9 protein-coding genes are annotated in these 13,612 nt (G+C 76.2%); 1 reads left to right on the forward strand and 8 read right to left on the reverse strand.

The window, feature by feature from the left end; all coding sequences use genetic code 11:
- Positions 1 to 69: 69 nt before the first annotated feature.
- The 3 genes from nudC to CLT72_RS16850 are packed head-to-tail and all read right to left on the reverse strand — an operon-like array spanning position 70 to position 3,655.
- The gene (gene nudC, locus CLT72_RS16840; RefSeq protein ID WP_101412652.1) at positions 70 to 1,008 is read right to left on the reverse strand and encodes an NAD(+) diphosphatase; all 939 of its coding nucleotides are present in this window, start codon (positions 1,006 to 1,008) and stop codon (positions 70 to 72) included.
- The gene (locus CLT72_RS16845) at positions 1,005 to 2,348 is read right to left on the reverse strand and encodes a M16 family metallopeptidase (RefSeq protein ID WP_101412653.1); all 1,344 of its coding nucleotides are present in this window, start codon (positions 2,346 to 2,348) and stop codon (positions 1,005 to 1,007) included. Before CLT72_RS16845 ends, nudC begins: the two co-directional genes overlap by 4 nt.
- Positions 2,345 to 3,655 carry a M16 family metallopeptidase gene (locus CLT72_RS16850; protein ID WP_101412654.1) on the reverse strand — a complete coding sequence of 437 codons (1,311 nt, stop codon included), beginning with the start codon at positions 3,653 to 3,655 and terminating at the stop codon, positions 2,345 to 2,347. Before CLT72_RS16850 ends, CLT72_RS16845 begins: the two co-directional genes overlap by 4 nt.
- A gap of 72 nt (positions 3,656 to 3,727) precedes the next feature.
- Here CLT72_RS16850 and CLT72_RS16855 point away from each other — a divergent pair, with 72 nt between their 5' ends.
- Positions 3,728 to 4,063: an ABC transporter permease subunit gene (locus CLT72_RS16855; protein WP_250102285.1), complete on the forward strand. Its 336-nt coding sequence runs from the start codon at positions 3,728 to 3,730 to the stop codon at positions 4,061 to 4,063.
- A gap of 113 nt (positions 4,064 to 4,176) precedes the next feature.
- On the opposite strand, the gene CLT72_RS16865 is transcribed toward CLT72_RS16855, so the two are convergent.
- The 5 genes from CLT72_RS16865 to CLT72_RS16885 form a co-directional block, all read right to left on the reverse strand.
- Positions 4,177 to 4,365 (reverse strand): hypothetical protein, encoded by a 189-nt coding sequence (locus CLT72_RS16865; protein WP_101415225.1) that lies wholly within the window; start codon positions 4,363 to 4,365, stop codon positions 4,177 to 4,179.
- Positions 4,366 to 4,537: 172 nt separating this feature from the next.
- Positions 4,538 to 5,875 carry a DEAD/DEAH box helicase gene (locus tag CLT72_RS16870; RefSeq protein WP_101412655.1) on the reverse strand — a complete coding sequence of 446 codons (1,338 nt, stop codon included), beginning with the start codon at positions 5,873 to 5,875 and terminating at the stop codon, positions 4,538 to 4,540.
- Positions 5,876 to 6,097: 222 nt separating this feature from the next.
- Entirely contained in the window at positions 6,098 to 6,301 is a 204-nt protein-coding gene (gene cspE / locus CLT72_RS16875; protein WP_007464836.1) for a transcription antiterminator/RNA stability regulator CspE, read from the reverse strand.
- Positions 6,302 to 6,506: 205 nt separating this feature from the next.
- Positions 6,507 to 9,983, reverse strand: a complete 3,477-nt coding sequence (locus CLT72_RS16880; RefSeq protein ID WP_101415226.1) for an ATP-dependent helicase — start codon at positions 9,981 to 9,983, stop codon at positions 6,507 to 6,509.
- On the reverse strand, positions 9,980 to 13,537 hold the full coding sequence (locus CLT72_RS16885; RefSeq protein WP_199184588.1) for an ATP-dependent DNA helicase: 3,558 nt from the start codon (positions 13,535 to 13,537) through the stop codon (positions 9,980 to 9,982). The genes CLT72_RS16880 and CLT72_RS16885 overlap by 4 nt, the downstream gene beginning before the upstream one ends.
- Positions 13,538 to 13,612: the final 75 nt, after the last annotated feature.

Genomic DNA, 13,612 nt, shown 5'->3' on the forward strand with positions numbered 1-13,612 from the left:
GGGACCGCACGACCTCCCGGCCACCGACCCGGCCTCCCGGCGGTCCAGCCACCGCCGGCGGCACCCGGTTCAGCAGTGCCCGTCGAGCCAGCGGTGGATCAGGAAGAGCGCGATCGACGACGGCGGCGGCAGCACCAGCCGGGCCCCGCCGACCTCCACCGGCCGCCCCGCCAGGGCCGTGCCGATCTCCCGGCGCGAGAACCAGCGGGCGTACGCGATCTCCGTCGGGTCCACCTGCACCGGATGCGCCGGGTCCGCGGTGGCGAGGAAGCCGAGCATCAGCGAGCCGGGGAACGGCCAGGCCTGGCTGCCCGCGTACGCGATGTCGTCGACCGGGACGCCGACCTCCTCGCGGACCTCGCGCAGCACGGCGGCCTCGGCCGACTCCCCCGGCTCGACGTAGCCGGCGAGGCAGGAGAAGCGTCGCTCGCCGGCGGTGTGCGGCCAACTCGCGTTGTTGCCGAGCAGGCACCGCCCGTCCAGGCCCGCGACGCCGTCGTGCACCAGCACGATCATCGCGGGATCGGTACGCGGCCAGATCCGCTCCCCCGCCGGGTCCACCCGGGACCAGCCGGCCTCGTCCACCTCGGTCGGGTGCCCGGTGGCCGACGAGTAGCGGTGCCGCAGGTGCCAGTTGATCAGCGCCAGCGCGGTGGTGAACAGCCCGGCGTCGCGGTCGCCGAGCAGGTGCCCGACCTCGCGCAGGTGCGTCGCCCGGGCCCCCGGCACCGCCGGCAGCGGGGCGTCCACGGCGAAGACCGGGACCCCGTCCGGCTCGACGCCGAGGAAGATCGGTGCCGTCGGCTCGGGCAGCCCGGCCGGATCGAGCAGCACCAGCGTCGGCGGCGACGTGTCCGTACGCACCAGGGCCCGGCCGCCGTCGCCGGAGTCGAGCACCAGCACCCGGGCCTGGCTCCAGGCCTGCGCCAGCCATCCCGGGTCGGTACGCCGGTGGGCCGCCCGGTCCAGGGTGGACCGGGCCAGCGGCGGGGCGGCCTCCCCGTTCACGGTCGTGCCGGCTCGGTGGTCACCGGGACCAGCGCCGCGAGCTGCGGCCCGATCCGTTCGGCGTCCCCCAGCACCACCGTGGCCGCCCGGGCCGGGGCGAGGTAGCGGGCCGCCACCTCGGCCACGTCCGCCACCGTCGCCTTCGCCAACCGGGCGGCGTGCTCGGCCAGGAACTCCAGGCGCAGCCCGCTGCCGGCGTACGCGCTGGTCAGCGAGGCGAGCCCGGCCTGGGTGGAGATCCCGAGCTGGAGGGTGCCGAGGGCGTACTGGCGGGCCTGTTCCAGCTCGTCCTCCCCGGGCGGAAGGGTGGCCAGCCGGCCGAGTTCGTACGTCGTCTCCAGCAGCGCGGGCCCGGTGACCTCCGTGGCCACGTCGGCGGCGGCGACCAGCACGGACCCGGCCACCGAGTGCTCGACGACGGAGTGCCCCCCGTACGTGTAGCCCTTGTCCTCGCGGATGTTCTCCGTCCAGCGGGAGGAGAAGTAGCCACCGAAGATCAGGTTGGCCAGTTGCAGCGCGGCGTGGTCGGGGTGGGTGCGGGGCACCGCCGGCAGCGCGATCCGCAGCGAGGACTGCACGGCCCCGGGGCGGTCGACCAGCAGCAGCGGCCCCGGCTCCAGCGGCGGGGCGGGCGGCAGGTCGGCGGTGTGCCCGGCGCCGTTCCACCCCGAGAGCGCCTTCTCGGCGGCGTCCAGCGCCCGCTCCGGCTGCAAGTCGCCGACCAGCACCAGCACCGCGTCGGCGGGGTGCACCCGCTGGGCGTGCAGGGTCCGCAGCACCGCCGGCCGGACCGCCCGGACCGCGTCCGGTTCGGGGGTCTGCGCCGCGTACGGGTGCGTGCCGTAGACCCGCCGCAGCAGGGCGGTGCGGGCCAGGTGCGCCGGCTGGCTGCGCGCCACCTGGATCCGGTCGACCAGCCGGTCCCGCTCGGTGGCGACGTCGTCGTTGGGGTAGCTCGCGTCGGTCAGCACCTCGGCGAGGATCTCCAGCATCCGGTCCAGCCCGGTGACCAGCCCGGCGCCGGAGAGCATCAGCCGGTCCGGGTCGATCCCGGCGGAGAGCCCGCCGCCGACCTTCTGCAACTCGGCCGCGATCCGCACGCTGGACATGGTCCGCGTGCCGGAGAGCAGGGTCTGCGCGAGCATGGCGCCCCGGGCGAGGTGGGCACGGCCGAACGGCATCCACAGCCGCACCTCCACCAGCGGCACCGCCGGCCGGCGTACGGCGATCACGGTCAGCCCGTTGCCCAGCGTGCGTTCGGCCTGCTTCGGCAGCTTGAGCCGACGGTTCGGGCCGAGCGGTGGCAGCGCCCGGGGCGCGGCCTGTGCGGTTGCCGTCACTGGTGACCTCCGGCGATGACCTCGATGGACGCCCGGCGCTCGGGCCGCAGGGTGGCGGCGGCGGCGCGGACCTGCTCGTCGGTGACCTCGCCGACGAGCCGGGGCAGGTCGTTGAGCAGCCCCGGCTCGCCGCGCTGCTGCTCCAGCACGGCCATCTGCAACGTCCGGCCGAGCACCGCGTCGGTGTCGCGCAGCAGGTGGGTCGCCATCCGGGCCTGGGTACGGGCCAGTTCGCCCTCGGCCAGGCCGTCGGTGGCCAGCCGGTCCAGCTCCTCGTCGACGGTGCGCAGCACCTTGTCCACGTCCCCGCTCGGGGGCAGGTGCGCCTGGAGCAGCAGCGCCGTGGGGTCCCGCACGTCGAACGGGTCGCCCATGAAGCCGACGTAGCCGCCGAGGCTGGTCACCGCCCGGTCGCGCTGGACCAGCCGCTCGACCAGCCGGGACGCGTCGCCGTCGGTGAGCACCTCGGCCAGGACGACGTAGGGCAGGTAGGCGGCGAAGTCGGTGATCGGGTCGGGCACCCGCCAGGCGCCGGCCACCGCCGGCAGCGGGGCCAGCTTGTCGGTGTACGAGGTGCGCCGCTCCTCGGTCAGGTCGGGCTCGGCGAAGTCGGGGCGTTGCGGGGCGGGCCGGGCCGGCACGTCGCCGAAGTGCCGCTCGATCAGCGTGGTCGCCTCGGCGACGTCGATGTCCCCGCCGATCGCCAGGACCGCGTTGCCGCTCGCGTAGTAGCGGCGGAAGAAGTCGGCCGCGTCGGCGACGGTGGCCGACTCCAGGTCGACGAAGGAGCCGTAGCCGTCGTGCGCGTTCGGGAAGGTGTCGAACAGCACCGGCGGCAGGGTCAGCCAGGGGAAGCCGCCGTACGGGCGGTTGAGGACGTTGACCCGGATCTCCTCCTTGACCACGTCGACCTGGTTGCGCAGGTTCTCCTCGGTCAGCCGGGGGCCGCGCATCCGGTCGGCCTCCAGGAACAGCGCCCGCTCAAGGGCGTTGCTCGGCAGGGTCTCGAAGTAGTCGGTGTAGTCCAGGTGGGTGGAGCCGTTGAAGGTGCCGCCCGCCCCCTGAACGTGCCGGAAGTGCGCCAGCTTCTCCAGGTTCTCCGAGCCCTGGAACATGAGGTGCTCGAAGAGGTGGGCGAAGCCGGTGCGCCCCTCCGGCTCCGAGCGGATGCCGACGTCGTAGACGACCGCCACCCCGATCACCGGGGCGCTGCGGTCCGGCGTCAGCACCACCCGCAGGCCGTTGTCGAGGGTGAACCGCTCGACCGGGTACTTCGTCGTTGGAATTTTCGATCTCCGGGCCGCCACGGGATCGACCCTAGCGCGTCGGCACCTCCGCCACCGGCGACCTGTCGTCAGCCGCCCCGGCCGGCGCCCCGGGTGCCGCGGGCCGGCCGCAACCTCGACGCCCGAGGGCTGAACCTGTACCGGTACGTCATCGCGCCCGCCGCGCTGCCGGCCATTGTGGCCGGCCTCAAGCAGGGCTGGGCGTTCTCCTCGCGCAGCCTGATGGCCGGCGAACTGATCGTGGTCGGCATCTCGCAGACCTCGCTGGGCGCGCAGCTGACCTACTCACGGGAACTCTCCGACTCGCCCTGGCTGATCTCCACGATGATCGTGATCCTGGTGCTGGGCCTGGTGGTCGACGCCGCGTTCGGGGCGGCGGACAAGGCGATCCGGCGGCGCTGGGGCGTGCTGGACCAGGCGGGTCAGTGACGTGTACGTCTCCGCGCGCAGCGACTACGCGCTTCGGGCCATGCTCGCCGTCGCCGCCTCGGCTCCGGTCGGCGGCGAGCTGGTCAAGGCGGGCAGGCGGGGCCTCTTGACGGTCAGTCGGCGGTGGTGGCCGGCTGCTCCGTCGGGCTGCGCAGCTCGACGGGAGCGGCGGGCGCGGCCCCGTCCGGGGCCGCGTGCCACGGTGTGAACACCGCGACCACCGCGAGCAACAGCCCGGCCAGCGCCACCGCGAGCACCAGCAGCAGTTCCCGCGCCGCGCCCGAGCCGGCGTCGCCCACCATGGTCACCCCTCCCCGCCGGGCGCTTCCGCCCGGATCTTCCCCCGCACCAAGCCTTCACCACCCGGGGCGACGGAAACAGCCGCCGATCGGACGCAACATGTGCTGATTCCAGACTCAGCCGGCTCCGGGCACGGGTGCCCGGAGCCGGTGGGAGGAGCGGGGAGGACGTCGATCAGGAGGCGTGCGGGGCGCGGGGACGGCGGGAGCGGCGCGGCCGCCCCGAGGCGCGGTGCGGAGCCCGAGCGCCCTCGCCGGCACGACCGCCCTCACCGCCCCGGCCGGTCGACCGGCCCCCGGAGGAGGCGGCCTGCGGCGGCGGCGCGATCGTCACCGGCACGCCGGACGGCTCCCGGGCACCGGTCACCCGGGCCAGGGACTCGTCGCCGAGACGCACCTGGACGGACTCGGGACGGATGCCGGCGGTCGACATCAGCCGGGACACGTCCCGGCGCTGCTCCGGCAGGACGAGGGTGACCACCGTGCCGGACTCCCCCGCCCGGGCGGTACGCCCACCACGGTGCAGGTAGTCCTTCGCCTCGGTGGGCGGGTCCACGTTGACCACCATGTCCAGCCCGTCGACGTGGATGCCCCGGGCCGCCACGTCGGTGGCGACCAGCGCCGTCACCTGTCCGGTGCGGAACTGCTCCAGGATCCGGGTGCGCTGCGGCTGCGACTTCCCGCCGTGCAGTGCGGCCGCGCGTACCCCCTTGGACAGCAGTTGGCGGGCGAGCCGGTCGGCACGGTGCTTGGTCCCCATGAACAGGATGGTGCGGCCCTCGCGGGCGGCGATCCAGGTCAGGGCGGTCGGCTTGTCCACCGCGTCCACGTGCAACACGTGGTGGGTCATCGCGGTCACCGTGGCGGTGCCCGGGTCGACCGAGTGCGAGACCGGGTTGCTGAGGAATCGGCGCACCAGGCGGTCCACGCCGCCGTCGAGGGTGGCCGAGAAGAGCATCCGCTGCCCGTTCGGGGCGACCTGCTCCAGCAGCTTGGTGACCTGCGGCAGGAAGCCCATGTCGGCCATCTGGTCGGCCTCGTCGAGCACGGTGATGGCGACCTGGTCCAGCCGGGCGTCACCGCGGTTGATCAGGTCGTGCAGCCGGCCGGGGGTGGCCACGACCAGCTCGGCGCCCGCGCGCAGGGCGTCCGCCTGGCGTTGCAGCGAGAGCCCGCCGACGACGGTGGCGCAGCGCAGCCCGACGGCGCGGGCGTACGGGTCGAGCGCGGTGGTGACCTGCTGGGCCAGCTCGCGGGTCGGCACCAGCACCAGGGCCAGCGGTCGGCCCGGGCGGGCCCGGCGGCCGGCGGTGCGCGACAGCAGGGGAAGCCCGAAGGCGAGCGTCTTGCCGGAGCCGGTGCGGCCCCGGCCGAGCACGTCGCGGCCGGCCAGCGAGTCCGGCAGGGTCGCCGACTGGATCGGGAACGGCTCGGTGATGCCCTGGGCGGTCAACTCGGCGAGGAGCGCCGGGGCCAGCCCGGTGAGGGCGAACGAGGGTACGACAGTGGTCATGCGGAAGCCTTCCTCGACGCGGCACGTGTCGAGGGAGGGCGCCGGAGGCGGCGCTGTCACCGGCGGACCAGGCCGCGGGTGACTCACAAGCACGAACCGAAAGGGGTACGGGCCCCGGCCCGCCGCCGTTCGCCGCCTGCTCACGCAGGTCGACGGTGCGGCGGGCCGGTCCCGTCACCGCGCCCGGAGGGCGCAGTGGGTGTTACCTGGAAGATCCGAAGATCAGAGCGGGCGGATGTTCTCCGCCTGCGGGCCCTTCTGGCCCTGGGTCACCTCGAACTCGACCCGCTGGTTCTCGTCCAGGCTCCGGTAGCCGGAGGACTGGATCGCCGAGAAGTGGGCGAAGACGTCGGCGCCGCCGCCGTCCGGGGTGATGAAGCCGAAGCCCTTGTCAGCGTTGAACCACTTGACGGTGCCAATAGCCATTTTTGTTTCGTCTCCTTGACGGAACGTCGAACCCGCACTTGTTGCGGACTCGAAGAGGAGCGCGCCACGCGGAACTGCCTGGCTCGCTTGTCGCTTCTGGTCGCCCCGCCCGGAGAACTCCGGACACAACAAAGAGCGCCTGGGCCACAATCCTCCAGGCGCACACAGAGTCTCTGGGAACCATAACTGCAACGCGACCAACCTATCACGGATTCGGCCGAGCACCACCGTCTGCCGCAATTTCCGGTACGGAGACGATCAGCGCGGTCAGGCCGTCCGCGTCGAGCAGGTCCGCCGGGCGGACCGTGACCCCGTCCCGTACGTAGTGGAACGCCGCGCCGACCCGTTCCACGGGCACGCCGGCCAGCTCGGCCCAGGCCAGCCGGTAGACCGCGAGCTGCACGGCGGCCACGGCGGCGGCGGTGCCGGCGGGCTGCCGGCCGGTCTTCCAGTCCACCACGTCGAACCGCCCACCCGGCCGGGCGAACACGGCGTCCATCCGCCCCCGGACCACCACGTCGGCGATCACTGTGGCGAAGGGCACCTCCACCTCGACCGGCACCCGGTCGGCCCACTCGCTGGCCAGGAAGCGCTCCTGGAGCTCGGCCAGCGCCTCGTCGGGCGCCGCGTCCGCGTCGGCCGCACCGGGCAGCTCGTCCAGGTCGAGCAGCCGGTCGGCGCCGAAGCGTTGCTCCAGCCAGGTGTGGAAGGCGGTGCCCCGGCGGGCGTACGGGTTGGGCTCGGTGGGCACCGGGCGGCGCAGCGCGCGGGCCAGCGCCGCCGGATCGCGGCGCAGCGCCACCAGCTGGGTGACCGACAACTGGCCGGGCAGCGCCACCTCGATCGCGCCGGACTGCCGGGTCAGCTCGGCCCGCTCGGCGAGCAGCAGATCGGCCTCCCGTCGCCACCGCGCCACGTCCGCGTCGCCCACCGACGGGGCCGCGCCCGCCCCGGCGGTGTCGTCGCCGCCGGCCAGCGGACGGGCGGCCCGGTCGCCGCCGGACAGCGTCGGTTCGGCCGGGTCGCCGTCGGGCAGTGGGCGGGTGACCGGGTCGCCGTCGGTGAGGAAGCGGCGGACCAGGGTGGCCGCCTCGGCCAGCGCCGGCCGGCGGGCGCCCAGCGGGTCCGCCGGCCACTCGGCGCGCAGCACCACCTCGGTCGTCGGGTTGACCGCGTCGCCCGGCGGCTCCGGCGCCCACTCGTCGACCAGGTGCCCCGCGCCCCCGTCCAGGCAGGCGTCGTGCACCTCCCGCAGCAGCACCGACGGGCCGCGCGGCCGTTTGGTGCCCTCCCCCCACCAGTAGCCGGAGCAGAGCAGCAGCCGCCGGGGACGGGTCACCGCCACGTACGCCAGCCGGCGCTCCTCCCGCTCGTCGTGCGCCCGCCAGGCGTCGGTGAAGTCCTCCACTGCCCGGGCCACCCCCCGCTGGTCCCCGGCCTCGGCCAGGCCCAGCTCGGGCAGCCCGTCGGCGTCGCCGCGCAGCGGGAACGGCAGCACGCCCAGCCCGCCGAGCCAGTGGTCGGAGTTGCGCACCGGGCCCGGCCAGACGCCCCGGCTCAGCCCCGCCACCGCCACCACGTCCCACTCCAGGCCCTTGGCGGCGTGCGCGGTGAGGATCTGCACCGCGCCCTCGACCACCTCCACCTCGCCCGGCGTGAGGCCGCGCTCCTCGTCCTCGGCGGCAGCCAGGTAGGCCAGGAACCCCGACAGGGTGGCCCCCGGCGTCTCCCCGCTGAACCGGGCGGCCACGTCGCCGAGCGCGTCCAGGTGGCCCCGGGCCAGGCCGGCGTCGCCGGCCCCGTCCCGGCCCGCCCGCACCGCCACCTCCACGTCCAGGCCGATCGTCCGCTCGATGTCCGCGATCAGCTCCGGCAGGGACTGGTCCAGCCGGTAGCGCAGCAGGCCCAGCTCCCGGGCGTACGCGCGCAGCCGCGCGTAGCCCTCCGCCGAGTACGCCTGCGCCGGGCCGAGGTCGGCCAGCGCCTCCACCAGGGTCGCCTCGTCGAGCAGGTCCGGGCTGATCTCGGGGGTGCCGTCGTCGGCGAGTTTGCGCCGGGCCGCCGCGATGGCCTTCGCCCGGCGGTGCAGGGCCACCAGGTCACGGGGGCCGATCCGCCAGCGCGCGCCGGTCAGCAGGCGCAGCAGCGCGGCCCCGTCCGTCGGGTCGGCCAGCACCCGCAGCGTGCACACCACGTCGCGCACCTCGGGGGTGTCCAGCAGGCCACCCAGGCCGACCACCTCGACGGGCAGGCCGCGCTCGCGCAGCGCCGACTCGATCGCCGGGATCTGGCTGCGCAGCCGGACGAGCACGGCGGTCGTGGGCCGCAGCGGCACCGGGATGTGCTCGGGCAGCACGCCGGGCATCCCCGCCGCCCCCCGCCAGGCGTGCAGCACGCTGTCGGCGATCCAGTCGGCCTCGTCGGCGTACGTCCGCAGCAGGGCGCAGTGGACGGTGCCGCCGGCGGCACCACGGGCGCTGCGGTGCGGGACCGGCTCCCGGACGCTCATCGCCGCGTGCAGCTCCGGCACCCGGGCGCCGGCGGCCCGCAGCGGGGTGGCCAGGGCGTTGGCGACGCCGAGGATCTCGGGCCGGTTGCGCCAGCTCGTCGTGAGGCTGAGCACCTCGGCCGGCGCGCCGTCGGGGCGGGCGAACTCCGTGGGGAAGCGGTCCAGGGTGCCGGCGCTCGCCCCGCGCCAGCCGTAGATCGACTGGCACGGGTCGCCGACCGCCGTCACGGGGTGCCCGCCGCCGAAGAGCGCGTTGAGCAGCACCACCTGGGCGTGGCTGGTGTCCTGGTACTCGTCGAGCAGCACCACCCGGAAGCGGTCGCGCTCGATCTCGCCGACGCCCGGGTGGTCCCGGGCCACCCGGGCCGCCCGGGCGAGCTGGTCGGCGAAGTCCATCGCCTCGAAGTCCTCCTTGCGCCGGGCGTACGCGCGCACCAGCGGGAGCAGCTTCAGGCGGGTCTGCTGGAGTTGCAGCGCCTTGCGCACGTCGGCGTAGACCCGGCCGGGCCGCGCCTGCACCTCGGCGAAGAAGCGGCCCGTCCACGCGGCCAGCGCGTCCGGGTCGACCAGGTGCTCGTCGAGCTCCCCGGCGAGCGCCAGCACCGCGTCGGTGACGGTGCTCGGCATCCGGTCCACCTCGGACATGTCGCCGTCGTAGTTGCGCACGAGCAGGTCGACCAGCTGCCAGCGGGACGCCTCGGTGAGCAGCCTGGTGGACGGCTCGTAGCCGGCCCGCAGCCCGTGCTCGGTGACGATCCGGCCCGCGTACGAGTGGTAGGTGGAGACCGTCGGCTCCCCCGCCAGCGGGTCGTCGAGCGGGTCGCGCCCCCGCCGCCCGAGCCGGCGCACCAACTGGTCCAGCCGCGTACGCACCCGGTGCGCCAGCTCCCCGGCGGCCTTGCGGGTGAAGGTGAGCCCGAGCACCTGCTCCGGCCGCACGTACGAGTTGGCGACCAGCCAGACCACCCGCGCCGCCATCGTCTCGGTCTTGCCCGAGCCGGCGCCCGCGACCACCAGCAGCGGCTCCACGGGGGCCGCGATGATCGCCGCCTGCTCCCGGGTCGGCGCGGGCAGCCGCAGCAGCTTCGCCAGCTCCACCGGCGTGTACCGGGGACCGGCGTCGGCGACCCGGGGCGCCGGGGTCGCGCCGCTGAACAGGGCGGGCTGCGTCAAGGCGTCTCCGGGCGGCGGGCGGTCGGCGGCTCGACCACCTGGCGGCCCTGCCCGGAGACCGGGCAGCTCGTCCGCACCGGGCAGACCCGGCACTTCGAGTTGGCGACGGCGGCGAAGGTGGCGGCAGCCATCGTATCGGCGGTGCGCCGCACCAGCGCGGTCGCCCAGCCGGCCTCCGGGCCCTCCCCGGCCGGCGGTTGGCTCTGCTCCTTCGCGTCCTTCGCACCCGTGCCGAGCTGCACCAGGGCCGCCCCGCCGGACTCCTCGCCGAAGTCGGCGAAGGCGCCCGCCTCCACCGCCGCCTGGTAGGCGCCGAGCTGCGGGTGCTCGGCGAGGTCGTGGGCCGTGACCGCCGTGGACTTGCCGGTCTTCAGGTCGATCACGACCAGCCGGCCGTCCTCGTCGACCTCCAGCCGGTCCACCCGGCCGGCCAACTCGACCGGCCGCTGCGGGTCGTCGAGGCGTACGGCGAACTCGTGCTCGATGGCGAGCAGCCGGCGCGGGTTGGCGGCCAGCCAGCGCAGCAGCTTGTCCACCATCGCCTCGGCGCGGCTGCGTTCCGGCCCGACCATCCAGCGGGCGGCCAGCTCGATCGCGTCGAACCGGGCGGCGACGTAGTCCAGCAGCGCCCCACGGTCGGCGCTGGCGTCCTCGGCGAGCATCGCGGCGGCGTGCACCAGGTTGCCGACCCCCTGGGCGGCGCTGGCCGGCGGGCTGCCGCCGTGCCGCTCCAGCAGCCAGCGCAGGCTGCACCGCAGCGCGCTCTCCATCGCCGACGGGGTGACCCGGACCGGCGCCCCCTCGTCGACCAGCGGGCGGTCGTCGGAGAGCTGCCGCAGCCCCCACCAGTCGTCCGGGTGCGCGCCGGCCACCCCGGCGGCGGCGAGCCGGGCCAGCTCGGCAGCCGCCGCCTGCCGCCGGGCGTACGGCGCGGCGGGGTCGCTGACGGCCGTACGCAGCTCCGCCACCAGCGCCGGCAGGGTCAGCGCCCGGGGTGGCCGGCTCACCGGCAACGCGCCCGGCCGGTCCGGTTCCTCGTCGGCGTCGGCGCTCCCTCCGGCGCCCGGCCGCTGTGGCGCGTCCCGATCGGGCCGGGCCGGGTCGGGGCCGTCAGGGCCGTCGCCGGGCGGCGGAGGGCCGTCGCCCGGGGAGGGTGGGGCGGGCGGCGCGGGCGGGTCGGTCGGGCCCAGCTCGTAGAGGAAGCGGCTCGGCTGCTCCTCGTGGTCGTCGCCGCCGACCGCGGCGGAGGCGACCGCGCTGACCAGCAGCCGTCGTCGGGCCCGGGTGACCGCGACGTGGAACAGCCGCCGCTCCTCGTCGAGCAGCGCCGAGCTCTGCCCGACCAGGGTGGCCACCCTGCCGGCCCCGGCCGTGCGGCCGGCGAGCACGTCGACCAGACGCTCCGAGCCGAGCAGGCTGCCGCGCAGCCGCAGGTCGGGCCAGACGCCCTCCTGCACCCCGGCGACCGCCACGAGATCCCACTCCAGTCCCTTCGCGGCGTGGGCGGTGAGCAGGCGCACCGCCTCCCCCCGGTCGGCGGTCGGGGCGAGGGTGTCGGCCGGCAGGTCCTGCGCGAGGACGTGGTCGAGGAAGACCTCCGTACGCGCGCCGGGCAGCCGGTCGGTGAAGCGGGCCGCCGCGTCGAACAGCACCATCACGGCGTCGAGGTCGCGGTCGGCCGCCTCGGCGCGGCGACGCCGCGCGACATCGCCCTCGCCGGCCACCGTCTGGCCCCGGCCGGTCGCCGCCGACCACAGCTCGGCGAGCCCGCTGGCCCGCCAGACCGCCCATAGCACGTCCTCGGCGGTGGCCCCTGGCCGTTCGGCGGCCTCCCGGGCGACGGCCAGCAGGCCGGCCACCGTCTGCGCCGGCTCCGCCCAGTGCCGCTCGATCCCGGCCAGCTCGGCCGGATCGCGCAGCGCCCGCACGATCAGCTCGCCGGAGGGCCGCCGGTCGCCGCCGGCCAGCGCCAGGGCCCGCAGCCCCTGCCGCAGGCGCCGCTCGGCCAGCGGATCGGCGCCGCCGAGCGGCGAGTGCAGCAGGGCCACGGCGGCCTCCTCGTCGAGCCGCTCGGGCTCCAGGGCGCAGCGCAGCAGGAGCAGCAGCGGCGCGACCGCCGGTTGCAGGTGCAGCGGCAGGTCCTCGCCGTGCACGACGGTGGGCACGCCGGCGGCGTGCAGGGCGCGTTGCAACGAGGGCAGCTGCCGCCCGGTGGAGCGCACCAGCACCGCCATCTCCGACCAGGGCACGCCGCCGAGCAGGTGCGCCTCGCGCAGCGCGTGCGCCAGCCAGGCCGCCTCGCTGGTGGCCGAGCGGAAGGTGCGTACCTCCACCGCGCCGGGCGGCGCGTCGGGCAGCGGGTGCAGCCGGCGGTGCGCCGCCGGGCCGCGCAGCCGCCGCGCCAGCCGGCCCGACGCGGCGAGCAGCCGGGCACCGGCCCGGTAGGAGGTGGTCAGCACCACCTGGGCCGCGGGGGCTCCGGAGGCGGTGCGGAACCGGTGCGGGAACGTGGTCACCCCCGCCGGGTCCGCGCCACGGAAGGCGTACGTGGACGAATCCGGGTCGGCGAACGCGACCAGGGGCTTGCCGCCGCCCGCCACCGTCGCGAGCAGGTCCTGCTGGGCCGGGTCGGTGTCGGCCAGCTCGTCGACGTAGACGTACGCCAGCCGCCGGCGCTCGGCCGCGAGCAGCTCGGGATCGTCGAGCAGCATCCCGGTGGCGGCCCGCACCAGCTCGGCCGGGTCGTACGCGACGGAACCCCGGTTGCTGACGTCACGCAGGGCGAGCACGGCCACGTACTCCCGCAGGAAGCGGGCGGCGGCGGGCCAGTCGGCGCGGCCGAGCTTCTCGCCCAGCCGGGCCAGCTCGACGGGGCCCACGCCCCGCTCGGCGGCGCGCATCAGCAGGTCGCGCAGCTGCGCCGCGAAGGCCCGGGTGCGCAGCGCGGGGCGCAGGTCCTCCGGCCAGCCGACCGGGTCGTCGTCGGGCTCCTCGCCGACCACGTCGAGCAGCTCACGGATGATCAGATCCTGTTCCGGGCCGGTGAGCAGCCGGGGCGACGGCTCGCCGCGCTCGGCCGCGGCCCGGCGCAGCAGCCCGAAGGCGTACGCCGGAAGGGTGCGCACCAGCGGCTCGCGCAGCACGCGGTGGCCGTCCTCGGCGACCCGGGCCTCGATCCGCTGGCGTAGCGCGGTGGCGGCCCGGCGGCCGAAGGTGAGCACCAGGATCCGCTCCGGGTCGACGCCCTCGGCGACCCGGGCGGCGACCGCCTCGACCAGCGTGGCGGTCTTGCCCGTGCCGGGACCGCCGAGCACCAGCATCGGCCCGTCGGTGTGCGCCACGATCTCGGCCTGGTGCGGATCGCTCAGCCGCGCCGCCGCCCGCCGCGCGCCCGTGGGCTCGCCGGAGCTCCGCTGGCCGCCGGTCGGCCCCTCGGAGCGCCGCTCGTCCCCGGTCGGCCCCTCGGACCGACCGTCCCCCCGGGCCGGCCCGCCGGGCCGCTGGTCCCCCCGGACCGCCTCGGCAGGCCGGCGCACCAGCCGGTACGCCTGCATCCGCCCATCCCACCACGCCGGTACGACACCCCCGCCCCGCCACCCCGCCCTCTTCCGGCGCGGGACACGGGGCGG

It is taken from the genome of Micromonospora sp. CNZ309, from assembly GCF_002846525.1.

Excerpts from the sequence above, each read along its gene's own strand:
- CLT72_RS16865 (WP_101415225.1), bottom strand. The coding sequence starts at position 4,365 with ATGGTGGGCGACGCCGGCTCGGGCGCGGCGCGGGAACTGCTGCTGGTG.
- CLT72_RS16870 (WP_101412655.1), bottom strand. The coding sequence starts at position 5,875 with ATGACCACTGTCGTACCCTCGTTCGCCCTCACCGGGCTGGCCCCGGCG.
- cspE (WP_007464836.1), bottom strand. The coding sequence starts at position 6,301 with ATGGCTATTGGCACCGTCAAGTGGTTCAACGCTGACAAGGGCTTCGGC.
- CLT72_RS16885 (WP_199184588.1), bottom strand. The coding sequence starts at position 13,537 with ATGCAGGCGTACCGGCTGGTGCGCCGGCCTGCCGAGGCGGTCCGGGGG.